Annotated in this window: 17 protein-coding genes and 2 pseudogenes; 8 read left to right on the top strand and 11 right to left on the bottom strand. The window is 69.4% G+C overall.

Going from position 1 to position 26,073, the window contains the following annotated elements; genetic code table 11:
* The first annotated feature begins 398 nt into the window (after positions 1–398).
* Positions 399–3,362: an IPT/TIG domain-containing protein gene (locus tag NE236_RS02695; protein ID WP_252840154.1), complete on the top strand. Its 2,964-nt coding sequence runs from the start codon at positions 399–401 to the stop codon at positions 3,360–3,362.
* Between the two features lie 82 nt (positions 3,363–3,444).
* Here NE236_RS02695 and NE236_RS02690 read toward each other — a convergent pair whose 3' ends face one another.
* Entirely contained in the window at positions 3,445–3,876 is a 432-nt protein-coding gene (locus NE236_RS02690; RefSeq protein ID WP_252840153.1) for a hypothetical protein, read from the bottom strand.
* Between the two features lie 114 nt (positions 3,877–3,990).
* Between NE236_RS02690 and NE236_RS02685 the strand changes: the two genes are divergently transcribed.
* From NE236_RS02685 to NE236_RS02675, 3 genes are all read left to right on the top strand, one after another.
* Positions 3,991–4,653: a response regulator transcription factor gene (locus tag NE236_RS02685; RefSeq protein WP_252840152.1), complete on the top strand. Its 663-nt coding sequence runs from the start codon at positions 3,991–3,993 to the stop codon at positions 4,651–4,653.
* Positions 4,646–6,088, top strand: coding sequence for a sensor histidine kinase (locus NE236_RS02680; protein WP_252840151.1), 1,443 nt, complete (start codon positions 4,646–4,648; stop codon positions 6,086–6,088). The genes NE236_RS02685 and NE236_RS02680 overlap by 8 nt, the downstream gene beginning before the upstream one ends.
* A gap of 224 nt (positions 6,089–6,312) precedes the next feature.
* Positions 6,313–6,735 (top strand): tautomerase family protein, encoded by a 423-nt coding sequence (locus tag NE236_RS02675; protein WP_252840150.1) that lies wholly within the window; start codon positions 6,313–6,315, stop codon positions 6,733–6,735.
* Between the two features lie 36 nt (positions 6,736–6,771).
* On the opposite strand, the gene NE236_RS02670 is transcribed toward NE236_RS02675, so the two are convergent.
* The 4 genes and pseudogenes from NE236_RS02670 to NE236_RS02655 form a co-directional block, all read right to left on the bottom strand.
* Entirely contained in the window at positions 6,772–9,528 is a 2,757-nt protein-coding gene (locus NE236_RS02670; RefSeq protein WP_252840149.1) for an ATP-binding protein, read from the bottom strand.
* Positions 9,529–9,643: 115 nt separating this feature from the next.
* Positions 9,644–10,186, bottom strand: a pseudogene (locus NE236_RS02665) (SDR family NAD(P)-dependent oxidoreductase); the annotation flags it as partial.
* A 146-nt stretch (positions 10,187–10,332) separates the two neighbouring features.
* On the bottom strand, positions 10,333–10,983 hold the full coding sequence (locus NE236_RS02660) for an NAD(P)-dependent oxidoreductase (protein ID WP_252840147.1): 651 nt from the start codon (positions 10,981–10,983) through the stop codon (positions 10,333–10,335).
* Positions 10,984–11,028: 45 nt separating this feature from the next.
* Positions 11,029–11,649, bottom strand: coding sequence for a DsbA family protein (locus NE236_RS02655; RefSeq protein ID WP_289849873.1), 621 nt, complete (start codon positions 11,647–11,649; stop codon positions 11,029–11,031).
* A gap of 158 nt (positions 11,650–11,807) precedes the next feature.
* On the opposite strand from NE236_RS02655, the gene NE236_RS02650 reads away from it, so the two are divergent.
* The 3 genes and pseudogenes from NE236_RS02650 (at position 11,808) to NE236_RS02640 (ending at position 15,257) form a co-directional block, all read left to right on the top strand.
* Positions 11,808–12,725: a helix-turn-helix domain-containing protein gene (locus NE236_RS02650; RefSeq protein ID WP_252840145.1), complete on the top strand. Its 918-nt coding sequence runs from the start codon at positions 11,808–11,810 to the stop codon at positions 12,723–12,725.
* Positions 12,726–13,076: 351 nt separating this feature from the next.
* Positions 13,077–13,241, top strand: a pseudogene (locus NE236_RS02645) (IS30 family transposase); the annotation flags it as partial.
* Positions 13,242–13,712: 471 nt separating this feature from the next.
* Positions 13,713–15,257, top strand: a complete 1,545-nt coding sequence (locus tag NE236_RS02640) for an MFS transporter (protein ID WP_252840144.1) — start codon at positions 13,713–13,715, stop codon at positions 15,255–15,257.
* On the opposite strand, the gene NE236_RS02635 is transcribed toward NE236_RS02640, so the two are convergent.
* Genes NE236_RS02635 through fxsA form a run of 3 tightly spaced genes read right to left on the bottom strand, consistent with a single transcriptional unit; the run spans position 15,139 to position 17,878 of the window.
* Positions 15,139–15,663, bottom strand: coding sequence for a hypothetical protein (locus NE236_RS02635; RefSeq protein WP_252840143.1), 525 nt, complete (start codon positions 15,661–15,663; stop codon positions 15,139–15,141). The genes NE236_RS02640 and NE236_RS02635 overlap by 119 nt on opposite strands.
* Positions 15,664–15,666: 3 nt before the next feature.
* A complete protein-coding gene (locus NE236_RS02630; protein WP_289849667.1) occupies positions 15,667–17,670 on the bottom strand; it encodes an nSTAND1 domain-containing NTPase in 2,004 nt (667 codons plus the stop codon).
* 40 nt (positions 17,671–17,710) lie between these two features.
* Positions 17,711–17,878 (bottom strand): FxSxx-COOH cyclophane-containing RiPP peptide, encoded by a 168-nt coding sequence (gene fxsA, locus NE236_RS02625; RefSeq protein ID WP_252840141.1) that lies wholly within the window; start codon positions 17,876–17,878, stop codon positions 17,711–17,713.
* A 320-nt stretch (positions 17,879–18,198) separates the two neighbouring features.
* Between fxsA and fxsT the strand changes: the two genes are divergently transcribed.
* Positions 18,199–20,778: an FxSxx-COOH system tetratricopeptide repeat protein gene (gene fxsT, locus NE236_RS02620; RefSeq protein ID WP_372494223.1), complete on the top strand. Its 2,580-nt coding sequence runs from the start codon at positions 18,199–18,201 to the stop codon at positions 20,776–20,778.
* A gap of 131 nt (positions 20,779–20,909) precedes the next feature.
* Here the strand turns inward: fxsT and NE236_RS02615 are convergent, their stop codons facing one another.
* From NE236_RS02615 to NE236_RS02605, 3 genes are all read right to left on the bottom strand, one after another.
* On the bottom strand, positions 20,910–22,313 hold the full coding sequence (locus NE236_RS02615; RefSeq protein ID WP_252840139.1) for an HEXXH motif domain-containing protein: 1,404 nt from the start codon (positions 22,311–22,313) through the stop codon (positions 20,910–20,912).
* Entirely contained in the window at positions 22,310–23,521 is a 1,212-nt protein-coding gene (locus NE236_RS02610) for an FxsB family cyclophane-forming radical SAM/SPASM peptide maturase (protein ID WP_252840138.1), read from the bottom strand. Before NE236_RS02610 ends, NE236_RS02615 begins: the two co-directional genes overlap by 4 nt.
* 162 nt (positions 23,522–23,683) lie before the next feature.
* Complete coding sequence (locus NE236_RS02605) at positions 23,684–26,017, bottom strand: ATP-binding protein (RefSeq protein WP_252840137.1); 2,334 nt, start codon at positions 26,015–26,017, stop codon at positions 23,684–23,686.
* Positions 26,018–26,073 lie beyond the last annotated feature (56 nt).

Raw genomic sequence — 26,073 nt, 5'->3', positions numbered from 1 at the left:
CGTTGTCATCCAAGGCATCGTGAACCCTCACCCAGAAGAAGGTCAACCCGGTGCACTTAATGACATACCGGGCGTCCTAAACCGGCCAGAGAGGTAGACAAAGGCGGCACCGATGTGCAGACCACCGACCATTCGTCACGCCGTCTTCGCCGATCAACAACCATCCGTGACGAAGGAGATGCCAGGTTCGGTCCCCTTATCGATCGAACTGGCGAGGCAGACTACGCGCTGCGCACAAAGACCACGCGCCTCACGGGATGGCCTGCCGCGTGATTTCTGTCGTGCGACCACGTGCCGTTCGTGATCCCAACACGCAGATGACCGAGAACAGTGATGTCACATTCATCCGATGTATTGCCCTGCGGGTGGGACCCGTCGGCAACGGTTCCGGAGCGGTCATGAAGTGGTTGGTGTCAGCGTGCAAGGTTTTCGTCTCCATCGTGCTCGGCTTGGCCGGTGCGGGGGTGTTCGCCTGGTCGGCGGGTCCCGCACAGGCGGCGACGCGATCGGTGCTGTGGGCGGCACCCGATGGCCACGGCGCGGCGTGTACGTCGAGTAATCCGTGCTCGCCGGCCACGGCGCAGGCTGCGGTGCGCAAGATCGAGCAGGGCGCTGAGCCGGCGGACGTCACGGTCGAGCTCCGCGATGGCACATACCGGTTGAGCGAACCGTGGGAGTTCGGTACGGCCGACTCCGGCAGCGCCGGTCACCCGGTCGTATGGCAGGCAGCGCCGGGCGCGCACCCGGTGATCTCCGGCGCCACCGGGGTCACCGGCTGGGCCCAGGTCGGCAGCACCGGCGTGTGGTCGGCGAGGGTGCCCCCTCACAGCTTCAGCCGGCAGCTCTACGTCGACGGCGCGGAAGCGCCCATCGCGCAGGCCACGCCGGCGGCCCTGCACTTCGCCGACGGCTGGGTCGGCTCGGCCGCCGGGTACGACCTGTCGAAGGACGCCGCGGCACGGGGCTGGTTCGCCGAGCTCACACCCGCGCAGCTGGCACAGGTCGAGTTCGACTACCCCGGTGGCAACGGGGCGTGGACGGACTCGAAGTGCGGGGTCGCACGTATGTCCGGCAGCACGCTGATCATGGATCAGCCCTGCTGGACCAACGTCACTGATAGCGCCCCGTTCAGCCAGGGCACCGGCGGCCTGCCGTCGATGTCCACCTCGCAGATGCCCTCGACGATCCAGAACGCCCACGGGCTGCTCCGGACCGGACAGTGGTTCCTCGACAGTGCCGAGAACATGCTCTACTACGCGCCCAAGAGCGGTCAGCAGATGGCGAGCCTGGACGTCGAGCTGCCTCGGTTGGAAACACTGCTGCAAGGCGCCGGGAGCCTCACCAAGCCCTTGCACGACATCACCTTCGCGGGCCTCCAATTCTCCGGTGCCACCTGGAACGATCCGTCCTCCACCGCGGGATTCGCCGACGTACAGAGCAACCTGCACAGGACCGGCGCGAACAACCAGGGTCTGTGCACCTTCTCCACACCCCCCGGCAGTTGCCCGTGGGGCGCGCTCACTCAACCCAGGGCCAACGTCGCCTTCACCGCGTCCAGCCACGTCACGATCACCGGCAACCGATTCGTCGACCTCGGCGGTGCCGGCCTGAGCTTCATGTACGGCGGCTCGGACAACCTCATCGAAGGAAACGAGTTCACCCAGATCGCCTCAACCGCGCTGCTGCTCGGCTGCACCTACGATCCGACTCCCACGACCACGCCGGCTTCGGTGATCAAGGCCGGCTGCACCCCCGACCCGAAGGCGGTCGCGGCGGACCCGGTCGGGCAGAACGAGATCCTGAACCACACCACGGTCGCGAACAACGTGATTCATGACGTCGGCACCGACTACCGCTCGGCCTGTGGAATCACACTGCTGTTCAGCCAGCACACCACGATCACCCACAACGACCTCTACGACCTGCCGTACACCGGCATCACCGCGGGCGTCATCCAGGGCCACGTCGATGACGCCGACCACCCACAGAACTCGACCAACGTCAACGCCGACAACACGATCAGCAACAACCTGATCTTCAACGTCATGCAGGTACTCGACGACGGCGGGGCGGTCTACATGGAAGGCCACCAGGCGCAGTACGTCTACAAGACCGACGGCACGATCGACGCGGAGGCGACGCTCGCCCACGGCCTGCACGTCACCGGCAATGTCGTGTACAACGATGGCTCCAGATTCAACGCGTTCTACGACGACGCGGGTTCGGAATGGATCTCCTTCAGCGGCAACGTGGAGTTCCACCCGCTGACCTCCCTGGGCGCGCAGGGCGGCTGCTCGGCCACCGGCCACTTCTGGGTCACCGGCAACTTCTTCTCCGACAATCCAGGCAGCTACTTCTGCAATTCGCCAGTCGACTCACACATCAGCGACAACACCACGGTCCCCGCATCGCCGCGCCCGGGCGACATCCCGGAATCGATGCTCGCCAACGCGGGACTGACCAGCCAGTACCAGTCACTGGCAGGCGGGCGAGCCGAAGCGAGCTATGTCTCCGCGCCCGCCCCGGTCACCACTGGATCCACGACCGAGCATGTGCTCATCGCCGGCGCGAACTTCTCGCCGAGCACCCCGGTGTTCTTCGGTGACCAGCGCGCGACCGATGTGCGGTCGGTCTCCTCCGGGTTCCTGATCGCGACAGTGCCGTCGGGAGCGGACGGCACCGACGTCAGCGTCGGCACGTACGTGCCCAGGCCGGTGATCACCGCCCCCAAGAACGGCACCACCGGCTTGCCCCACACCTACACGGTGAGCGGAACCGGAGTGCCCGGCGACACCGTCGCGGCCGGCGACAACGTGGACAAGACCGGCTGTACTGCAGTGACCGGCGCTGACGGCACGTGGGCCTGCGCTCTCACCAGTTCCTCAGAGGGCCAGCACACGCTGACCGCCACGCAGTCCGGCAAGGACGGAGCCACATCAAAACCGTCAGCAGGCGTCACTGTCTACATCGGAACACCGCCGGCCGCATCACGGATCGACGACACCGACCCATCGATCACCTACAGCGCCTGGGACTACTCGGGCGGCCGAGGCCTCGGGGACCACAACGACGACCTCCACTACGCGGTGACCAACGGCAGCAACCTCACGTTCACGTTCATCGGAACCGGAATCAAGGTGTTCGGCGAGCAGTACACCGACCAAGGCGAGATCAGCGTGTCCATCGACGGGGAAACCCCGACCGTCGTCAACACGGTGCCCGCTGACGGCACACGTCACGCCGACGTCGCCGTCTACACCAGCCCCACGCTCTCGGCGGGCGTCCACAAGATCGTCGTGACCAAGCTCTCCGGACAGTACGCCACCTTCGACGGCTTTGAGATCGACAACCCGACACCCTGATAGCCCTTAGCCCCAGAGCTGGAGGTGCCGAGAAGGGCCCGCCGGGGCCGCGCAGACGCGCGGCCCCGGCGGTTCGAACCACTCAGCGGGTGTTTCCGCAGTTGTCGCCCGGCACCGGCTTCGCGACAGGGTGCGCGTGGCCCCAGCGAACGTGGGAGGGCTTCCCCTTCGCGGGAGTCAGCACCGGGTCGGCCGGGGTCAGCACCAGGCAGCACGGAGTCAGCCCCGAACCGTCCACGACCGTCACCGGACCCGTCACGGTCTTCCCCGGACCGAACGGAGTCAGCCCCGAACCCGTCGTGGTCTTCCCCGGGCGGCCCGGAGGCGTCGTGGTCTTCCCCGGAGGCGTCGTGGTCTTCCCCGGACCGGCCGGAATCAGCCACGAGCCGCCGTCGCAAGTCGTCGTGTGCGCCCGACCGGCGTTGCCGGTGTCGGCGAAGGCCGAGGCCGTGCCGCCGATCAGAGCCGCCGAGGTGATGGCCGTCAAGCCACCGAGGATGAGAGTGCGCTTCACTGCGTTTCCCTTCTGTCGCGTGGTCGCTTCGGGACAGAAGCTCGCAGAACGCGGCTGAAGGCAGGCTGAAGTCACCTGAAGAACTCTTCAGGTGACATAGGTGAGACTGTGGCAATGCGCTTGCTGATCGTGGAGGACGAAAGGCGGCTTGCGGTTTCGCTGGCGAGGGGACTCAGAGCTGAGGGCTTCGCCGTTGATGTCGCGCATGACGGCAGGGATGGCCTGCACCTCGCGGGCGAAGTGCCCTACGACCTGATCATCCTCGACATCAACCTTCCCGGGATGAACGGCTATCACCTGTGCGAGGCCTTGCGGCGCTCAGGCAACGATGTGCCGGTCTTGATGCTCACGGCGAAAGACGGAGAGTACGACGAGGCCGAGGGCCTGGACAGCGGTGCGGACGACTATCTGACCAAGCCGTTTTCCTACATGGTGCTGCTGGCGCGGATACGGGCTCTGCTGCGCCGGGCCGGGCAGAGCGCATCGCCGGTCGTGCGGGTCGGGAATCTGATCATCGACCGCAGCGCCCGCAAGGTACGGCTGGGCGAGGATGAGGTCCGGCTGTCCACCAAGCAGTTCTCCGTACTGGAACAACTCGCGCTCAGCGCGGGAAACGTCGTCTCGAAAGTGGAGATCATGGAGCATGTCTGGGACTTCTCGTACGACGGCGATCCCAACATCGTCGAGGTGTACGTGAGCGGACTGCGCCGCAAGCTGGGAGCCGGCGTGATCGAGACGGTCCGCGGAGCGGGCTACCGGGTGATCACCGATGCGTAGACCGCGGGGATCGGTTCGGCTACGGGCGGCCGCCGGAGCGACCGCGGTCGTGGCGGTCGCTTTGGTGATCACCGGGATGGCCGTGCTGCTGGTGCTGCGGGCCGATCTGCGGAAGAAAGCCGACGAGCAGGCAAGGATCGAGGCGCATTCCATCGCGACGACGCTCGCGTCTGGGACGCCTCCCGATGCGGTTCGGCTGGACGAGGCGACCCCTACTGAGATCACGGACTCGCGAGGCAGGGTGCTGGCGTCCAACGTCCATCTGACACCGGTCGGCACGGTCGGCCAGGATGCGCTCCCCACAGCGACGGCGGCGACGGCGACGCCCGTACCGCTGCCCTCGGTCACCATCGATCCGCCGTCCCTTACGCCAGAACCCCAGGGCCGACCGGCCCCGCCGAAGACCGTCCGGGCCGACGGGGTGACGGGAGATTATCGCTGGGCCGCGCACGAGGTCACCGGCGCCGGCGGCGAACCGATCATCGTGAATGTCGGCTCCCCGGTGGCCACCGAGCGCAGTGTGATGCGGGCGGTAAAGGGGTCGTTGCTGATCGGGCTGCCATTGCTGCTGGCGGTGGTCGGCGTCGCGACATGGCTGGTGACCGGACGGGCGCTGCGGCCGGTCGAGAACATTCGGCGGGAGATGGCCGCCATCACCGCGAGCTCCGACCTGTCGCGCCGGGTACCAGTACCCGCGTCACGCGATGAGATCGCCCGGTTGGCACGTACGACCAACGCCACGCTCGCGACGCTGGAGGGGGCGGTGGAACGACAGCGCCGATTCGTGGCGGACGCCTCCCACGAGCTCAGAAACCCCATCGCGTCACTGCGGACGCAACTCGAGGTGGGCGCCTCCCACCCAGCGCTGCTCGATGTCGGGGCCGCCGCCGAGGACGTGGCGCGCCTGCAGCGGCTGACGACCGACCTTCTCCTGCTGGCGAGGCTGGACGCGGGAGAACAACCGCTCTCCAGGTCGGAGATCAGCCTCGCCGACCTGGTGGAGGAGGAACTCGCTCAGCGGGTCGGCGACCGGATCCCCGTCAGGCTGGAGCCGTTGGCGGATCTGAACGTGGAGGGGGCGCGAAGCCAACTGGCCCGAGTGCTGGGAAATCTGGTCGACAACGCGCAACGCCACGCCGCCTCCGAGGTGGTGGTGTCGGTACGAGCCCGCGACGGCATGGCCGTCCTGCAGGTCGCCGACGACGGGGACGGCGTACCGGAGAATCAGCGTGAGCGGATCTTCGAGAGGTTCGTACGCCTCGATGCCGCGCGCCGCGCGGACGACGACGGCGGCGCCGGGCTCGGTCTCGCCATCGCGCGCGATGTGACGGTGCGACACGGCGGATCACTCGTCGTACGCGCCCGGCCGGGCGGAGGCGCACTGTTCGAGGCTGAACTGCCGTACAACGGCAATGCGGCTACGCCGAGACCTTGAAGGCGTACCCGGGGACGTGCCGGTCAATGGCCTGCCCCGCCGCCGTTTCAGGTTGCGTGTGCACGGGCGCTGCGCCGTACCGTGCTGGGGCGCTCGCCTACGAGCCGCTACGACGGGACTACGTGCGTCGCGTGATGTCCACGCCTGCCGAGGACCGGCAGGGTCGCACGAAAGCCCGTACTGGGAGCCGAAACGGCGCCCACTCAGCACAGCAGGGATCCCTCATGCCAATGATCGACGTGTACGCCGCCCGGGGAGTCATCAAGGACCGCAAGGGTTTGGCGCAGGAGCTCGCTCAAGCGATCATGCGATGGGAGAAGGTTCCCGTCATCCCGTTCTTTACCGACAACACGGCCGCTTTCATCCACGAGCTGGACGGGGACGCCTTTTCCACCGCGGGTGGCAGCAACGACCATGTGCGCGTCACCGTGACCACCAACGCCGGCGCCCTCGACCGGGAGCAGCAACTCGGCCTGGTCAAGGAGATCTCCGAACTGGTGGCCAAGGCATCCGGAGACCCCTCACTGGCGGAACGAACCTGGGTCGCCCTGACCGAGGCGGTTCCCGGGGGCTGGGGCATCGGCGGACACGCCTACACCAACGACGAAATCGTGACGCACGTGCGCGAACTCCTCGGCAAGGGCTGATGCCCCGCTTGGCAGTCGCCGACCGGCGCCGCAGCCCTACGCCGAGGTGATGCGATCTCGCCGGTCGGCCAGCTCGCGCCGGGAATGGACGTCGAGTTTCCGGAACACCTTCCGCAAGTGGTAGTCCACGGTATGCACGCTGAGGTACAGCTGGGCCGCGATCTCCGCGTTCGTGGCCCCGCCGGCCGCCAAGCGGGCGACACGCGCCTCCTGGGGAGTCAGCCGACTGCCACCGCCGTGCGCGTCCCCACGGGACTGAACCGGATCGCCGGCCGCGTAAAGCTCCTGTGCCGTACGGGCCGCGTAGCCTTGAGCGCCCATTCCGTCGAAGAGCTCATAGGCGATCCGCAGTTCGTAACGCGCCTCCTTGGTTCTGCGCTCTCGCCGTAGCCATTCCCCGTAGAGCTGATGGCTCCGCGCCCTGCGCGACGGGCCCCGAGTGTTCTCATGATGCCGGATGGCCCGCAGGTACAGCTCTTCCGCAGCCGAGGGGTCGGCGGTGGTCAGTGCCTGCGCGCGGGCAAGGTCACCGAGCAGGCCCGGAACGGGGCTCCTGTCGGCGAGATGGGACAGGCGTTCCAGCAGACGCGTCGCCTCGTCGTCCTTGCCGCAACGGGCCGCTGCCTCGACCATGTCGACAAGGGCGAACTTGACCTGGCAGGTGTCCCCGATCTTGTCCTCCAGACTGAGGTACGCCTCGTGGTACCGGCCCTGGCTCAGCTCGATCACGCTGCGTGCGTAGTCGTAGAAGATCAGCTGATACCCCTGGCCGGTGCGGGCGGCGTGCTCCTGGACGGCTTCCGTCAGTGCACGGGCCTCCTCGAACCGTCCGCGCCACGCGGCGACGAGCAGGGCGCCCAGGTACAGCTGTGAACCCCGGGCTTCTTCCAGCGCCGCAGACTGGTCGAACAGGCGCTCCGATTCCGCGATGCGGCCGGCGATCAGCTCGGACAGCGCCGTGTGGCTGAGGGCCAGGGCCATCGGGATGACGGCACCTTGCCGCCGGGCTTCAGCCTCCAGCCGCCAGGCGAGTTCGTGCAGGGCGATGTCGTCGCCGAGGATGGTCGCGTGCGAGCAGGCTGCGGCCAGCCACTGGAACAGTTCAGGATCCGTCGACTCCTCACGCCGTACCGCCTCAATGGCCTGCTGAAGCCGCGGGCCTGCGCCGCCGAGTCCTTCGAGATGGACCGCCGTGTCGGCTTCGAGCACCGCGTCGCCCGTCGTAGCCGGTGTCCCGGCAGGAAGCGGCAGGGAACGGACCGTCTCGGCCACGCTGAGGCGTGATGCACCCTGCGGCGCGAGCGAGCCGCTGATCTGCGCCTGGACGAGCGCTTCCACGAGGATGTCGCGAGCAAGCCGGATGTCGACGGATCCCAGCTCCCGGGCCGCCGCCAACAGGGAGTAGGTCGCCGCCGCCGGCGCGCCCATAAGACGGTGGATCCGCGCTTGAACGCGCTGCAGCACGCCGGTGTAGCGCCGGTCCTCGCGGTGGGCGGCCGCCTCGTCGAGCAGGGCCTGGGCTCGTCCGGGTGAGCCGGCCACGGCGCTGGCCTCCGCCGCCGCCAGGAGGCGGCGGGCACGGGTGGGCAGGTCCGGCGTCAAGGATGCGGCTCGCGCCAGAAGCGTCGAACTGCCGGTCCAGCCGCCGCGATCGCGGATGCGCTCCGCGGCGCGTTCGAGCTCCGTCGCCACGACGTCGTCCGGGTCGGTTGCCGCCGCCGCCAAGTGCCAGGCGCGCAGGTCGACTTCGCCGAGGTCTCCCGCGACCTCGGCCAGAGCGGCGTGGACCCTCGCACGCTGCGACAGCGGGGCGCCGTAATAGACGGCCGAGCGGATCAGAGGATGGCGGAACTTGACGGTCTCCCGGATCGAAAGGAGGTGCCGCTCCTCGGCGGCCGCGGCGGCGGTCGCATCGAAGCCCAGTTCCGGACCGGCCCGCCACAGCACGTTCGGATCACTCGTGGGGTCGGCCGCGGAGGCCAGCAGCAGAGTCCGCGTCTGCGGTGGCAGCGCCAGCGCTTCGCGCAGGTACTTCCGTTCCAGGGCCCGGCCGAGCGGGATGGGCTCCGGCAACGGCGCCTCACCGCTGAGCTGATCGGAACTCAGTTCCCGGGCCGCCTCGATCAAGGCGAGAGGATTGCCTCCGGTAGAGACGACCACCCGGCTGCGGACGTCTGGATCCAGGACACCGGACACCGCCGATTCCAGCAGCCGCCCGGCCGCTTCCGCACCCAGACTGGTCACGGCCAGCTCAGGCAGCCCCGCCAGATGGTCGACGCGATCCGTCTGATCCCGGACGGCGAACACCATCGCGACGGAGTCCGCGTACAGCCGGCGAGCCACGAAGGCGAGCACCGCCGCGGACTCCTCATCGAGCCAGTGGGCGTCATCCACCAGGCACAGCAACGGGCCGTTCTCGGCGCGCGCGGCCAGCAGCCCGAGCGAGGCCAGCCCGACGAGGAAACGGTCCGGCGGACTGGTCCGCTCCTGAAGCCCGAACACCTGGCACAGTGCGTCACGCTGCGGATCGGGCAACGTGGACAGCTGAGCCAAATGCGGCCTGAGCAGCTGGTGCAGCGCGGCGAAACCGAGCTCGGTCTCAGATTCCACGGCGTCGAAACGCATGATCTCGAAGTCGGCGGCCGCCGTGGACCGAACGTGATCGAGCAGTGCGCTCTTGCCGGTCCCGGGCCCGCCCCGCAGTACGACGACCGCACTCATCCCCTGCCGGGCATCCTCGAGCGCTGCCGCCAGCCGACCACATTCCTCGTCCCGCCCGAACAGCTCGTCCACTGGACAAACCCTAAGGCGCTGAAGAGGGCCGGCCGTCGCTGCTCCCTGGCATGAGTCGGGTCCGTTCATCGAATCCGTGCCATCCATATTGGCCACGGGTAGAGCCTTGTTGGTTTTAGTCGTGGTCGGTGGAGAGGGCGACGTGCCGCCAGGCGTCCAGTTCCTTGTGGAAGCTGTCCAGCTTGGCTTCGAACGCCTGCAGGGTGTCGGCTCCGAGTTGGAGTCGCAGTGGCGGCTGGGAAGCGGAGGCGATCTCGACGATGGCCCGGGCCGCCTTGGCCGGGTCGCCGGGCTGGGCGTGGTTGAGGCCCGCAGCGGCATCACGCATCGCGCCGGCCGTGGCCGCGTAGTCATCGATCACCTCGACGTCGGTGTTCAGGCTGGCCGGGTCGAGGAAGTCGGTGCGGAAGAAGCCCGGCTCCACGAGCGTCACATGCACACCCAAAGGCGCCAGCTCGGTCGCGAGAGTCTCGGTGAACCCCTCGACGGCGAACTTCGACGACGCGTAAACACCCCAGCCCGGCGCCGTCGCAAAACCCACGATGGAACTGACGTTGATCACGTGCCCAGAACGCTGGCGTCGCAGCACAGGCAGCACGGCACGCTGTACGGCAAGGACACCGAACACGTTGGTCTCATACATCGCCCGCACCGCTGCGTCGTCTAGTTGTCGTCATCGGAGGTAACTCCTTGATCAGGAGTTACACCGAAAACCGTACAGTCCAGTCGTCCGACTGGATGTCGGGTATGCGCCACGACATTGCCAAGAGTGACTAAGAAAAGAAGTGAGCCTGTGCCTGTCGGTCAGTAGCCGACGGTGAAGCGCTGCCGGCGGTGGCGGGGCTGCTCGATCTCGTCGAGGAGGGCGACCGCGTAGTCCTCCACCGTGATGGCGCTGTTGCCATCGTCATCGGTGATGAGGTCGTCCAGGGCGGTGCGGTAACTGCCGCTGCGGGTGCCGGGCTCGATGCTGGCCGCGGGGCTGATGTTGGTCCAGTCGACGTCGGTGACGGTCCGGTAGTAGTCGAGGGCGTCGCCGTGGGCGTGCATGATCTGCAGCAGGAAGTCGGGCAGGCCCGGGGCGTCCCACACCTGCTTGCCGTCGGGGGTGCTCAGGGAACCGGCGCCGCCGACGGCGATCAGGCGGGGGGCCTGCCCGCCGAGGGTCCGCACTCCTTCGGTGAGGGCGACGGCGGCAGGCTTGATGGTGGCGATGTGGCCCGGGCCGTCACCGCCGCCGACAGCGCTGACGACGACGTCGTGACCCTTCGCGGCGGCGGCGACCGACTGGGCGTCGAGGACGTCGCCGGTGGTGACGGCCAGGTTCGCGTGGCGTTCGGTGGCCTTGGCGGGGTCGCGGACGACGGCGGTGACGGTGTGGCCACGGTCAAGGGCCTCGCGGACGATGGCGGAGCCGATGGTGCCGTTGGCGCCGAAAACAGCGATGTTCGTCATGGCAGTGCTTTCCTTCGTGATCTGTCGTGGTGGTTCGGTGGGAGCTCAGGCCGAGGCGGCCGGATACCGATCGAGCGCCTCGGTGAGCTGGAGGGCGCTGGAGACCGGTCCGCCGAGCCGGTGGGTACCGGTGGGGGTGTGCAGGAGCAGGGTCGGGTAGGCGTCGACACCGAGCCGGCGCAGTTCCCTGAATTCGCCTTCGGCTTCGGTGCGAGTGGCCGGGTCGAGGAAGGCTTCGGCGACGGCGTCGGCGTCGAGGCCGTGCCCGGCGGCGATGGACCGGTGCACGTCGACGTCGGAGAGACTGCGGCCGTCGACGTACCAGGCACGCTGCAGGGCGCCCGCCAGTTCCAGAGTGCGTCCGGGAGCCTGGCGGCGCAGTGCGACCAGGCCGGTGGCGGCGTCGGTGGAGTCCATCACCGCGGTGCCCTCGGCCAGGACCTGCTGGTAGCCGTCACCGAAGGCGACCCCGGTGGCGATGGCGATGCGCTGGTCGGCGGCCGGGATGTGCGGGTACGCCGCCACGGGCAGGGCACGCGGGCCGGAGAACAGCCCCCCGGACAACACCCGCAGCTCGATACGGTCCGCGTTGCCGTCCGCGAACTGCCGCAACGCTGTCTCGAAGCCGTAGCACCAGCCGCAGTAGGCGTCGAACGCGTAGGTCAGACGGATACGGTCGGTAATTCTGGGCCTCCTGACATTGGTAGAAGTCAGTCATCGATATCGGCCGGGAGCTGCGACGTCCTTGCCGCCGCATATGCTCTCGACTGACTTCAAAGGTAGGAGCCGCGAAAGGTTCCGCCCAGGTACGGTGAGGTCTCGTCGTGGTGAAAAACCGACACGAAGCGATCCCGGAGATCCAGTACGTCCCGTCGGCCGCCAGCGCGGTCGGTATCGAGGTGATGCCGATCGCCGAACTGCGCCGCCGCATGCATCGCCACGGCGGGCCGGAAGGCACCCGAGACGCCGAGGGAGCCGGCCGCGCACAGCGCCCGGACTTCCACCTGCTCCTCACGGTAGAACAGGGGCTGCTGTGGCACATGGTCGACTTCGCCGACTACGCCGTCACCGACAGCACCTGGCTGTGGGTCCGCCCCGGCCAGGTACAGCGCTTCGGCGACCTCAGCGCGGCGACCGGCACTCTGGTGCTGTTCCAGCCCGACTTCCTCGACCCCGCCACCGTCACCGACGTCCGCCTCGACGACCCCTTCGGACGCACCCTGTGGCAGATCGCCGGAGAGGACACCCCCGCCCTGCGCCAGGCCCTTGAACACCTCGCCCACGAATACGGCACCACCCGCATGCCGGCTCCCACGCGCTCTGCCATCCTCCAGCGGCTGCTCGCCGTGCTCCTGCTGCGCCTGACCCACCTGACCGCACCCGTGGGCACCCTGCCCGCCGAGCACGCGGAAACCTTCCAGCGCTTCCGCGCCGCCGTCGAAACCGACTTCACCCGGGCCCGAGACGTCGGACACTACGCACGCGTCCTCGGATACTCGCCGCGCACCTTGACCCGGGCTGCGCTCGCCGCGGCCGGCGTCGGCGCCAAGGAGTTCATCGACCGTCGCGTCGTGCTGGAGGCCAAACGCCTCCTCGCCCACGGCGACGAACCCGTCGCGGCCATCGGGACCCGCCTCGGCTTCCTCGACACCAGCAACTTCGTCAAATACCTCACACAGCGCACCGGCACCACACCAGCCACCTTCCGTAGCCGGTACCGCCCGGCCCGGCCCGCCCGCTGAAGCCGCTGTTCAGGTAGTCGGCGATCGTGCAGTCGGGGTCCGGGAAGTTCCCACCGAGACCGCACCGTAAGCCGAGCGGTGCAGCAGGCAGGACGGGTCTCGCCCATGCCCGCTGCAGGCCGTGTGAGCCGGAGCGGACGCCGTACAGGTCGGCCAGGTCCATGATCCGGCGTACGTGGGAGATGCCGCCCGCGTGCGCGACGGACGTCCGGATGTAGTCGATGAGCCGCTCGGTCGATCACCGACGGCACACCTGTCACCTGGGCCATCGAGGATGGCCCAGGGTTCGCCCGCCGCCTGGCCGACGGACTGCTACTCGCCGGCCACGAGGTGGTCTGGGTTTCCACCCGGCTGCTGCGCCAATACTTCCCCAAGGGAACCGACCTAAGCCGACACTGCCAGGACGAGCTGGACGCCGCAGCCGCCGCGCTCAACAGCCGCCCTCGCAAAACGAGGGCGCCTCGGGGACCGGTCAGCGTGTGGCGAGGAGTTCCAGCGTGTCGATCACACGGTTGAAGAAGCCCCACCGGAGCGATCCCCCGCCCCCGAGCAACTCACCATCCTCTGACCGACCCGACCGATCGCGGCATGCGGTCGCGCCCCAGACCGACCACCGGGTTCGCACGCCCGCAGCCATGAAACAGGCTCCGGGAAAAGGCCGGAGAGGCGCCGACCGGCCGGGATTCTCGGCATACGAGCACCGGATCATCGAGTCTTTTGGTACGGCTCTCCCTCTTGCCGGGCCCCGGCTCGTCAAGGCGTGATCATTATTGGCGGTTTCCCTGCGTGGCGCGGTTCCGTGGGGGTAGTTTCACCACGGCGATCGCCGCTCGTGCCGCGTTAGGCGGCGCTCATCGCCACTCCGCTGAACCGAACTCCGTACCCGGGACTCCCCCGGTACGGCTTCTCGTCGTTCACAGGGGATCACTACGGCCGTCACGGGGGGAGGCGCAGAGCCGATGACCGCTTCCACGGCTCCGGTCATCGATGCCGCCCGGTGATCCGCCCGCCGCCGTAGGCCACGTCCGATGGCGGCACGACTTCCTGCTGCTCTGGAGCGGCTCGGCGGTGTCGCTGCTCGGAAGCATGAGCGCCAGCGTCGCCGGGCCGCTGCTCGCCCTGTCGATGATGCGATCGCCGGTGGCCGCCGGCTGGGTCGCGGCCGCCGGGACGTTGCCCAACCTGCTGCTGCACCTGCCGGCGGGAGTCCTGGCCGACCGGCTGGACCGCCGGCGCATCATGCTGGTGAGTCAGTTGCTCCGGGGAGCGGTGGCGGCGACCCTGACCGTGTTCCTGCTGGCCGGCGAGCGGTCGATGTCCCTGCTCACGTGCGCGGCGGCCATCAGTGGAATCTGCCTGACGTTCTACAGCGTGGCCGAGGTCAGCGCCGTCGCACAGATCGTGCCGCGTGAGCGGTTGTCCGAGGCCATGGCGACCAATGAGGCCCGGAGCCATGTCGCTCTGCTCCTCGGATCACCGCTCGGGGGACTGCTGTACAGCCTGGGTCGTACGATCCCGTTCCTCGTCGACGCGGTCTGCTGTTTCGTTTCCGCGGGGGCGCTCGGGTCCATCCGGGCCGACCGGTTCCTGATCACCGACGTCGCGGCGCGGCGGCGAGGCGTGCGCGCGCTCGTGCGGGACCTCATCGAGGGGCTCGCCCGGCTTTGGACGGACCTCTTCCTGCGCACCGCCCTCACCGTCTGCACGATCACCAATTTCGTCTTCCAGGCCGTCGTCGTGCTCCTGGTCATCCTCGGCAAGGAGCACGGTCTCCCGTCGATCATGATCGGCGCGATGCTGGCGGCGCCGGGTCTCGGCGGCATCGTCGGCACCGTCTTCGCCCCGGCGGTCCTGCGGAGCAGAGGTTCGACCGTGGTGATCGTCGCCTGCGCGTGGGTCTGGACCGCTCTCATCGCGGTCATCGCCGCCTCATCGCACCCGTGGGTGTGGCTGTTCGCGTGGGGCGGGGTCGGCTTCATGGGCGCGCACATGAACGTCGCCCTGGACACCTACCAGGCGTCGCGAATACCACCGAGGTTGCTGGGCCGCGTGGCCGGAGCCAACCGCTTCCTGTCCCTGGGCGCCGTCCCGCTCGGCACCCTCTGCGGTGGTTACGTCATCGCGACGGTCGGCACCGAGGGCACACTGATCGGCGCCGTGGGCGTCATCGGCGCGACCGCGGTGGTCCTCACGGTCCGCCGGTCGCTCCTGCCGACCGTGACGGCCGTCCAGACCGGCGCCCTGGACCCGCCTGACCTGCCCCGCGCCATGCACGATCCGGCCGGTGCGTACGGCCCGGAGGCCGGGCAGGACTTGGCTGCCTCCCATGACCCGCCGGCGGCACAGGGCCCGGCCCACGTGGACGACCTGGCAGGCTCCGGCCCGGCGCCCGGGCCGGTCGCCTCCGGGCAGTTCACTCGGCGAGTACGGCCTCGGACACCCTCCGCAGCTCGGAACGGATCCGCTTCTCCACCAGCTCTGGATCAGCCTGCTCGCTGCTCGCCGAGCGAACGTGCTCGTAGGCTTCCGTGACCGCCGACAGCAGCCCCTCGATCGCGGCCACCGCCTCGGCACTACCGCCGACGAGCGCACGCAGTGCCTCGATCCGTACGTTCGCCCGGTAATAGTGATCGCGTGCCTGACCCAACATGTCGATCAGGTCGCGCTCGTGCAGGCGCGCGTGCTGGTCGCGGCGGATGTCCGCGCAGACGCGCACGGTCACCGCGAGCCTGAGCACGGCGGCCCGCACCCGGTCGGTACCGCGCCGGAGCCGCTGCTCGCGTTCCGCCGCGCGTTCCGCGTCGCGGGCGTCGCGCACCCGCTCGAGCTCGTGCCGCGCCCGCCGGCTCTCCCCGAGCAGCTGCGAGCCGACTCCGACCAGTGCCGCGATGGCGGTGGACGCCCCGGTGAACAACGCGACCAATGCGGTGTCCGGCATGGTTCAAGGATGAGTGGAGCGGGGGGCCGGAGAGGTGCCGAATGCAACAAGGCGGGATACCTGGACCGCCTCTGCCCGCTGGTGCGGCGGCAGCGGCGGATCGTCCGCATCGAGGGCGCGGGCGGCCAGCCGTGCGGCGGCTCGGATGTCCCCGCACAGGCGCTCGGTCCGGGCCGCGCGCAACAGCACCGGCCCGCTGCCGGCGGCCTCGGCGAGGATGTCGTCGAGCTCGCGCCGAGCCGCCTCCACCTTCGAGAGGGTGGCCAGGGCCAGCGCACGCGCCGCGCGCGCGGACGGAGAGGCGCGCCGGTCGATCCGGTCGAGGTCGCGAAGCGCCGATGCCGCCTCACCGAGGTCGGCGAGGATCTCCCCGCGTGCCCGCAGTGCCTCAGGCGCGTCACCGTCGCGCCGTAGCACGCCGTCCAGCACGGCCAGCGCCGCCTTGGGCTGCCCGGCGTACCACAGGGCGCGGCCGAGCCCGGCCTGCACCGTCGGATCGTTCGGCATCCGCCCGACGGCGGCCTCGAGGTCTTCGACCGCCTCGCCGCGTTTCCCCTGAGTCAGCCGGAGCCGCCCCACCGCCGCCAGCAGGCGTCCGACGGACGGGGTGTCCTGCAGTGCCTCGAAGAGGCTCGCCGCCGTGCGATAGTGCTCGATCGCACCTTTGACGTCGCCTTCCTCATTGGCGATGTTTCCCAGCAGGGATTCGGCCTCACCACGGATCCGCATGTCGCCGCGGTCGCAGGCCGCCACCGCCCCTTCGGCGTGCCGCCGGGCGAGCGTGATATCGCCGTCGGACAGGGCCGCCTTCGCCGCGGTCAGTCGACCCGCCGGGTCCGAGGGCGGGATCGGCCACTGCGCGGTCACCAGCCGCCGGATCGGCGCGATGAGCAGGGGGTGCCGCAATTCATACCACCGGGCTCCGTCGCGCCACCGCCCCTTGACGAGGTATCCGTCCTCGATCGAGTGCACGACGGAGTTGGCCATGCCGGAGGTATGAGTGGATCCCTCGTGCACCGCCACCCGCCCGGACGGTCTGAGGAAGGTGTCGCGCAACCACGAGACGAGGTTTCCCGGGCGCGTGCCGTGATTCGCCGCGACGGCCGTCACGACGTGCGCGCACAGCGATTCGAGCGCCTCGGTCAGGTCCGGAAGCATCCGATCGGTCAGGACCCGCGCATCGGCGGGCAGCCGTTCCCACAGGCTCCGGCAGACCACCTGGAGCAGCACCGGTTCGACGACCTCGGCGGAGCCGTCGGCGGACGGAAGGACCAACGCGTCGATGACCTGCGCCGCGAGTTCCGGATCGAGACGACGGCCGACGTCTTCCAGCGGCCGGACGATGGCCCCCAGCGCCCGTCGCCGATCGAGCGGCGGTAGCGGGAACTGGGCGCAGAACTCGCTCCCGAGCAGCTTGACGATCTGCAGGGCGTCCTCGAGATGGTCCTCGCGTACGGACAGGAGCAGGTGGGTGTCCGGACGGTGCTTCAGGGCCTCGATGAGTTCGTCGAAGAATGGACCGATGAGATCCGGATCGGCGTTGCGGAACAGTCGTTCGGCCCGGTCGATCGCGACCAGGGTCGGCAGCGGCTCGCCGAACCGGCCGGTGCGCCGTTGCCGACGCAGGAACGCGCCGATCGACATGCCGGACAGCATGGTCGGCGATTCGGTCGGCGACCAGGATGACAGCAGGGCGAGCGTGTAGGGGTTGTGCTCCGGAAGGGCCGCCGCGGGGAAGGTGAAAGCGCGTGAGACGGCTCCGACGGGGAGCACGTTGGCCGCCTCCCGCGCCAGCCAGGGCAGCACACCCGCGCGGATGAGAGAGGTCTTGCCCACACCGCTCTCGCCGTACAGGACGGTGATGCGGGTTCGCCGCCACATTCGCGCGAGCTCGCGGACTTCCTCGTCTCGCCCGAAGAACCGTCCACGATCTTTTTCCACGAAAGGGCGCAGCCCCGGATACGGAAAGGTATCCGGGTCGTCCGGTGGAGAGGTCAGTGACCCCATGACGATGGCCTTTCCGGCGGGTTACCGGCCGGCCGGCCGCCTATACCGTGGAGTTGAATCCGGCCACGACGCCCGCGTCGCACCGCGAGGAGTCGAGCACCTCGCGCAGCTCCGCCGCGAGGGCCGAGTCGGCAAGGTCGTCGAGGTCCTTCAGCGAGAAGCCGGAAAGATCGATGATTCCGCCGCCGAAGTCGGTCTCTTCGCGCATGCGCACTCCTTCTGCTCGCCGCCGGGGTCTTCCGCGGCCCGCGCCGGAGGGCCGGCCGGAACGCGTCGGCCGCCTCGCCAGGGACGCACCGGCGGCCCTTGTCTACGATTCAAGCACGTCGGCGAATCGTTTAATACCCTGAGCGGCGATTGTCTCGATCCGCGACCAAGGAGCAGATTTCGGACTTTCCGAATACCAATTTATTGTCGACCGAATTAAGGAATTCAGGCCACATCCCGCGAGTCCGCCGACACCTCGTTCAGCCGGCATCAAGGACACGCCCGCTTCACCCTGGATGGCCGTTGAGGCCGGGGCATAGGATGGCACACCAAAAGCGGATGAATAGCGACGCGGAGGCGAAATCCGTGGCAGGTTCGGCGTACACAGGACGGCCGGCGGGACGCACGCCGGAGATCTGGGGACGGATCCCACCGCGCAACATGAATTTCACCGGACGCGAGGAACTCCTCGCCAAGCTCCGAGCGGGCATCGCCGGTGACGTCACCGCGGTGGTGCCGCATGCCCTCCACGGCCTCGGCGGTGTCGGTAAGACGCAGATGACGGTGGAGTACGCGTACCGCTACCGCTCCGAATACGACCTGGTGTGGTGGATCCCCTGCGACCAGCCCGTGCTCGTACGCTCGTCACTGGCCGGCCTCGCGCCCTTCCTCGGGCTGCCGCCCGCCACGACCACCGGCATCGAGGACGCCGCCAACGCCGTGCTGGACCGGTTGCGTCGCGGCGATCCCTACTCCAGGTGGCTGCTCATCTTCGACAACGCCGACCAGCCGGAGGACATCAGCGACGTCATACCGCACGGGCCGGGCCACGCGATCATCACCTCGCGCAACCACCGGTGGAAGGGCGTCGTCGACACGGTCGCCGTCGACGTTTTCACCCGCGAGGAGAGCATCGAGTTCCTGAACAAGCGGGTCCCCCGCGCCATGAGCCCCGGCGACGCCGACCGCCTGGCGGAGGCGCTGGGCGACCTGCCCTTGGCGCTGGAGCAGGCCGCGGCGCTGCAGGCCGAGACGGGAATGACGGTCGAGGAGTATCTCCGGCTGCTCTCGGGACGGACCAGCCAGCTGCTGGCCGAGGGCAAGCCGACGGAGTACCCCGTCTCGATGACGGCCGCCTGGGCGCTGTCGGTGGCCAAGCTGAGCGAGAAGCTACCCGAGGCGGTCGAGCTGCTGCGCTGTTGCGCGATGTTCGGCCCCGAGCCGATCCCGCGTGCGGTGTTCAGCCGGGTCCCGCCGGGCCTCGACGAGCAACTGGCCGACCTGCTCGGCGATCCGATCCGGCTCAGCCGCACGATCGGGGAGCTGGGGCGGTACGCCCTCGCTCGGGTCGACACTCCCGGGCGCACGATTCAGGTCCACCGGCTGATCCAGGCACTCGTACGCGACGGGATGCCACAGGACGAGCAGGGGCGCATTCGTCAGGAGGTGCACCGTCTCCTGGTCACGGCGACCCCCACGGCGCCGGAGGACACCACCACCTGGAACCGCTACTTCGAACTCCTGGCTCACGTCGAGCCGTCGGGGGTGGCCGAGAGCCGTGACGGCGCGGTACGCCGGCTCGCCCTCAACTTCGTCGACTACCTCTACCTCTCCGGTGACTACCGGTCGGCCGAGATCTTCGTGCGGCGCTTCGAGGAACGCTGGAGCGCCGACTCCGGAGACGACGATGCCGACGTGGTCGACGCCCGGCGGCAGCGCGGCATCATCGTCCGCGAACTCGGGCGCTTCACCGAGGCTTATGAGCTCAATCAGGAGACGCTCGCCCGGATGGAGCCGAGTGCAGTCGACGATCCCGGCCGGCAGGCCTCGTTGCTGCTGCTGCTCAACAGCATCGGCGCGGACCTGCGGGCCGCCGGCGACTTCTTCGCCGCGCGGGACCATGACCAGGAGTCCCTTGGCCGGCACCTGGACGCGTTCGGGCCGCAGCACCCGAACACCCTGCGCGTGATGAACAACCTGGCGCTGGACCACGGTCTGGCGAGCGACTACCTGGCCGCCCGCGGGACGCACGAGAAGTGTTACCTGGAGATGTGGGCCGGGCCGCCCGGCATCGGCAGGGCGGACATCCTCAGCTCATGGAGCGGGCTGGCCCGCGCCGTCCGCCTCGCGGGCGGCTACCGTGAGTCCTGCGACCTCGGCGAGGACGCCCACGCGTACGGCTCGGAGGAGCTGGGGGCCGAGCACCCGTGGACGTTGAGGACGGCCAAGGACCTCGCCATCGCCCGCCGCCGCGCCGGGCTGCTCGACGCGTCCATCGAGGTGGCCGATGACGTCCACGCACGTTACCTGCGGCTCTTCGGCCTCGATCACCCCGACTCCCTGGCCTCCGCCACCTGCCTGGCCAACGTCCTGCGCAGCATCGGAGAGACCGAGAAGGCCTTCGAACTGGTCTCCGAGACGCTGGACCTCTACCCGAAGGTCTACGGCATCGATCACCCGTACTATCACGGCTGCGCGTGCAACCTGGCGCTGCTGCTGCGGGTCGCCGGAGAGGTACGACGCGCACGGGAGCTCAACGAGAAGTCCCTCCTCGGTCTGGAGGCCAAGCTCGGCCGCGACCACCACTACTCCCTCACGATCGCCACCAACCTCGCCAGCGACCTGGCGGCCCTGGGCGACCTGGAGTCGGCGTGCCGGCTCGGGCGCGGCACTCTGCGCCGCCTACGCGCCCTGCTGGGCGAGGATCATCCGATGACGCTCGCCTGCGCCGCGAACCTGTCGGCCGACCTACGGGCGGACGGCGCGGAGGACGAGGGAACGCGGCTCTTCGAGGACACGATCGATCGATACGCCCGGGTCCTGGGCCCCGATCACCCCGACGCGGTCGTGGCCCTCGAGGGACGGCATCTGGACTGCGACTTCGACCCTCCGCCGATCTGATCCCGTTTCCCGGCGTGCCCGGCCGGACAGGCGGCCGTCGGGAGGGCGGCCGTGCGCATGCCAGGTCCTCCGGCCGGAGCCACCGGCGACGCGGAACGCCGGCATGTGGGCGTGGAGGCGCGTTCGCACGCTCAGGGAGACGTCGGTCCGACCGGCTCGCCGTTACGCCGCCGCCACCGCTCCCGGTGCTGCTCGGCGGCGGCGTGGGCCCGCTCCAGCGCGTCGGCCGGGACCGGCTCGCGGCACCAGACGCGCAGCGTGCGAGTGAGCTCGGCCATGAACAGCTCACCCTCCGGCGTGAGCAGACCGCCCGACTGCAGGGTACGAGCGACCAGCACCGACGCGTCCCGCCAGCGGGCGAACTCGGTGTGCGCTCGCATCGCCACATCGCCCTGTTCGTGCGCACGCTGACGGCGCCAGTATCCGGCGACCCCGACGTGCGCGTAGACGCCCTGGATCAAGCCCCAGGCCGGCCGAGGATCGTCCCGCCAGGGTGCGTAGAAGCGCCTGCCGTCGTCCGGCCCGGTCAGCTCGACGAGGTCGAGCAGCGCGCCGAGTTTGGCGTGCTGCACCTCGTGCGCCAGGCTGACCGCCAGAGAATGGTCGTCCGGTGGGACGGACACGCCGATCGCCCCGAAGGTCTCGGTCGCCGTCGCACTGCTCAGCCCCTCATCGGGCGCGGTGAGCGGGGTCAGCACGGTCGTGGTGGCGGCGACCTCCTCCGCCGTCGTCCAGTGCCGGCGGACCAGCAGCCGCCAGGCCCTCTTCAGCATGGAACGCCACAGGTCCAGTTCCTCCGCGTCCGGCCGTGAGGCCCTGATCCCGGCGCCGGGCAGCCGGTACGGATCGACGTCGTCCAGCAGCAGCCGGATCGCCATGCCCTGGTACTCGGCCTCCAGACGCCGTATCCCCTGCCAGCCCGGCGCGTCCCGATGCGGGTCGGCGGGAATCCGGACCCGACCGCCGGGCCCGATCACCTCGGCCCGGCCGGGGCCGGGGCCGGGCCGCACGGTCGCCGTGGCCGGCCCGGACGGCATGTCCCGGCCGGCCGCGGTCAGCGGACCGGGTGGCCGAACGCGATCGGCCGGCGCGTGCCGAGCCGCCGCCGCGGCCGAGTCGCCGGAGAGCACCGCACGGCCGAGGGACGGCAGCACGACGGCACCGTCACGCACCACCACCTGCACCGGCCGCGGGAAACCGGCCCGCACCGCCGCCGCGGCGGCCAGTTCCGCCAGCCCGCCGGTGTCGCCCGACCCGAGCAGCGCGTCCCGCGCCCATGCTCCGACGGCCGGGTGCCGCACGACGGCGTCCACGGCCTCGGGAGCCTGCCGCTGGATCTCCGCCAGCAGTGCGAACGCCTGGCGCGCGCGCCGGGCCCGCACGGGATCCTCCCCCCTCGCGGCGTCCCGTACGGCACGCAGGAGGAGCAGACGCTTGCTGTACTGCGCCGCCTGCAGATGACCCACGGCGTGGGCGCCGCCGCCACCGGCCGCCAGGGCGTAGAAGACCTTCGCGGGTACGTGGTGTCGTCTCATGCGGTCCCTTCCCTCAGGTCACCGGCGATCACCTGGTGCACGTGGGTGATCAGGCGTACGAGGTCGGCGCAGTACACCGATGGATTGGCGAACCCGCTGCCCGCGCGGTACCGATGCGTGTACAGACCCCCACCGCAGACCCGCCGGATGGCGCAGCCGCGGCACTGCGCCGACAGGGCCCGGTCGCCGATCTGACGAGCCGCGACCGACGGCAGCCGCAGCACCGCGTCGAACGAGTCCCGCGCGACGTGCAGGCCGGTGGCGGAGGCGCCCTCGTAGACCGACTTGAGAGTGTCGACCTGCTCGATGCTCCCGTCGGTCTCCAGGACGACCATGGCCACCGGGGAGAGACCGACCGACTCGATGCGGGAGGCCCCGCCGAGCAGCAATCGGATGATCTCGCCGAACAGCCGTACGCGGGTCTCCCTGACCGGAGCGCCGTACCAGCGGTCGAACGCGGCGATGAGCCAGTCTCCGTAGGGGGTCGCGTGCTCGCCGGGCGACAGTCCGGGCGGCGGTGAGTTCCAGTTGCCGTGCGGCAGCAGGAAGTCGACCTCCGCCGGCGCGAACTCCAGCAGTGCCTCATAGGTGGCGACCGGGTCGTTGCGCAGGTCGACCGTTGCCAGCAGCCCGCCGAACAGGTGCCGGTACCGTCCTGCGGTCAGCCGCTCGAGAGCGGCCCGTACCTCGTCGTGGCTGCCGCGCCCGTCGGCGTGGCGACGGTGCCGGTCGTTGCCCCGCGCGTCGCCGTCGAGGCTGATCCCCACCCGCACGCCGAGCTCGTCGAAGGTGCGAAGGAAGGCGGAGTCGAGCAGCAGACCGTTGCTCTGCACGCGGACGTTCACCGACGCCTCGGGACCGACGGCGGACCTCACCGTGGTGACGGCGTGCCGGATGAGCTCGATACCGGCCAATAGCGGCTCACCGCCGTGAAAGATGAGATCGACCTCTGGAATGCGGTGCGCACGGACATGCTCGGCGATCCGGGACGCGATGAGGGCGATGGTGGCCGGCGTCATACGGCGCGGCCGATCACGCCAGCCCTGATCGGCCATTTCGTAGACGTAACAGTAGTCACAAGCGAGATTGCAACGGCTGTGGATCTTAACAATGAATTGCCGGAACGGCGTGGGGTGCCAGCCGTCGCGGAGCAACGCCTCGACGTCGAGGTTCATCGGCCATTCGAGCGCATCCGTGCGGTCTGCCACGTCGATCAGCCCCCAGTGCGTTGAGCGCGCGGCGTCGCGCGTACGGCAATTATGATCGATATGCTCGCATCGCGAAATAGCGCCCAACCATGGATGATGACCGCCTTCCACGCATCACAATCTCGCCCATATTTCGGTCGGACCTTATTCCCGGCCTATCCGTCAGTCCCCAGTCGGGGCCTGCTCGGTGACCCAGGTGGCGATCTGGGCACGGGAGCTGAAGTCGAGTTTCCGGAGGATGTGTTCGATGTGACCTTCGGCGGTGCGCTGGGCGATCACGAGTGACGCCGCGATCTCCTTGTTGCTCATTCCCTGAGCGACGAGCCGGGCGATCTCCGTCTCACGTCGCGTCAGAGGCGACCACCGGTCCGCGCCGCCGGATCGGCCGGGCGTGGGCCGGCGCTCCTCGAGAGCGTAGGCGAGCGCTTCGTCGTAGGAGAGGCTCCCGCCTCGATCGACGGCCGCGCGCAGGGCCGACTCACCGAGCGCCTGGAGCGTACGTGCCTCGCATTCATCGTGGTAGCGCGCGAGATGGGAGTATCCCGGCAGTGGCGCGCCGACCGCCTCCCAGACGGTCCGCAGGATGCCCAACATCTCCCCGGCGCGTGTGTACTCATGTTCGGTGCCGGCGATCCATGCCAGCACCTCGAGGCTCAGTCCCGCCCCGAGTGAGTCGTCCAGCGAACGGTTGAACCGCAGACTCTCCCGCTCCAGGGTGGCGGCCCGCCGGGTGTCACCCTGGCGCCAGGCCTCGATGCCGAGGGCCGCCATCGTGTACGCCTTGTGCCAGCGTTCCTCATGGGCGTCACAGACGGACAGGCTCTCCTCGGCGGCGGCGATGGCACGGTTCGAATCCCCCAGGAAGGAGTAGGCGAGGGAGAGCCGGTTCAGTGCCAGCGCCTCGCCAAGGGGGTCCGGGGCGGCACGATGACGGGCCACCGCCTCCTCGAGACACGTGACCGCCGCCGCGCCGTCCCCCTGGTTCAGGGCGACCATCCCGGAGTAGAGGGCGACATAGCCGAGGACCGGCTCCAGCCCGAGTCGCTCGCCGAGGGCCTTGCTCTCCGCGAGCATCGTCCTGGCCGAGCCCTGATCTCCCTGGATGATGGCGAGCCAGCTGCACGCCCAGAGCGCCCGGGCCCTGACCTCGGAGCGGCCGCCGCTGGCCGCGAGGCCCTGTTCGAGCCAGTCACGTCCCTCACCGGTGTGACAGCTGGTGATCCAGTGGTACAGCAGGTCGCTGGCCATGTCGATGCACAGTCCGGCGTGTTCGGCGTGGCAGTACTCCAGGGCGGTGCGAAGATTGGGATGCTCCACTCGCAGCCGGGTGAGCAGCTCGACCTGCGCCGGGCCGAACAGCCGCGCCTTCGTCTCCCGCGACAGGTTCCGGTAGTAGTCGCGGAACCGCCGTTTCATCGTCGCCTCCTGCCCGGAGGCGGCCAGCCGCTCTCGGCCGTACTGTCGGATGGTGTCGAGCAGTCGGTACCGGACGCCGCTCGGATACTCCTCCCGGACGAGGACGGACTTCTCGACCAGGCCGATCGCCAGGCCGACGACCTCATCGCGGGCGATGCCGTCTCCGGAACAGACCTCCTCGGCCGCCTCCAGGTCCAGGCTGCCGGTGAACACCGAGACACGCGCCCACATCAGACGCTCCTCCTCGGTGCACAGGGCGTAGCTCCAGTCGATCAGGGCGCGGAGTGTCTGGTGCCGGGGCGCCACGGCTCTCGATCCCGCGGACAACAGCCCGAAACGGTCGTCCAGCCGGTCGAGCAACTGCTCAAGGGACAGTGCCCGCAGCCGCACGGCGGCGAGCTCGATGCCGAGCGGCAGCCCGTCCAGGCGACGGCAGATCCGTTCGACGACGTCCCGGTTCCGCTCCGTGACGGCGAATCCCGGAAGGACCGCCCCGGCCCGCTCGGCGAAGAGCCGGACGGCGTCGGGCGACGTGCCGGGCCTGCCGGGCCGGGATCCGCCGTCCGGCAGGGACAGCATCGGCACGGTGAACATCTGCTCGCTGAAGATCCCCAACGGCTGGCGGCTGGTGGCCAGGATCCGCAGCTCCGGAACGCGGCGCAGCAGCGCCTCTGCCAGCACGGCGGTCTCCTGGAGCAGATGCTCGCAATTGTCCAGGATCACCAGCATCCGGTCGCCGGCCAGATGCTCCACCAGTGCCTCGATGGGCCTGTGGGCCGTGCGGTCCTCGATGCGCAGCGCGGCGACCACGGCCTGGGGCAGCAACGCCGGGTTGTCCAGCTCCGCGAGTTCGACCAGCCACACGCCTTCGGGGAAGGCACGCCGCAGGTCGTTGGCGACCCGCAGGGCCAGCCGGGTCTTCCCGACACCACCCGGACCGGTGAGGGTCACCATGCGAGAGACGGACACGAGACGCTTGACCTCGGCGATCTCGTGCCGGCGTCCGATGAAACTGGTCGCCTCGGCGGGGAGTCCGAGATCACGCCCTCGCCCCGAGGTGATCGACATGGCAGTGGTCATGGCCGCCTCTGATCGGCTCGGGCCGACGCTCGCCATCGGCCGAGGCGAGCCGACAT

The sequence above is a fragment of the Actinoallomurus purpureus genome (assembly GCF_024055795.1).
In the GTDB taxonomy this organism is placed as follows: domain Bacteria; phylum Actinomycetota; class Actinomycetes; order Streptosporangiales; family Streptosporangiaceae; genus Actinoallomurus; species Actinoallomurus purpureus.
Note: the sequence above shows the minus strand (reverse complement) of the source record. Positions and strands in the feature narration are given on the sequence as shown.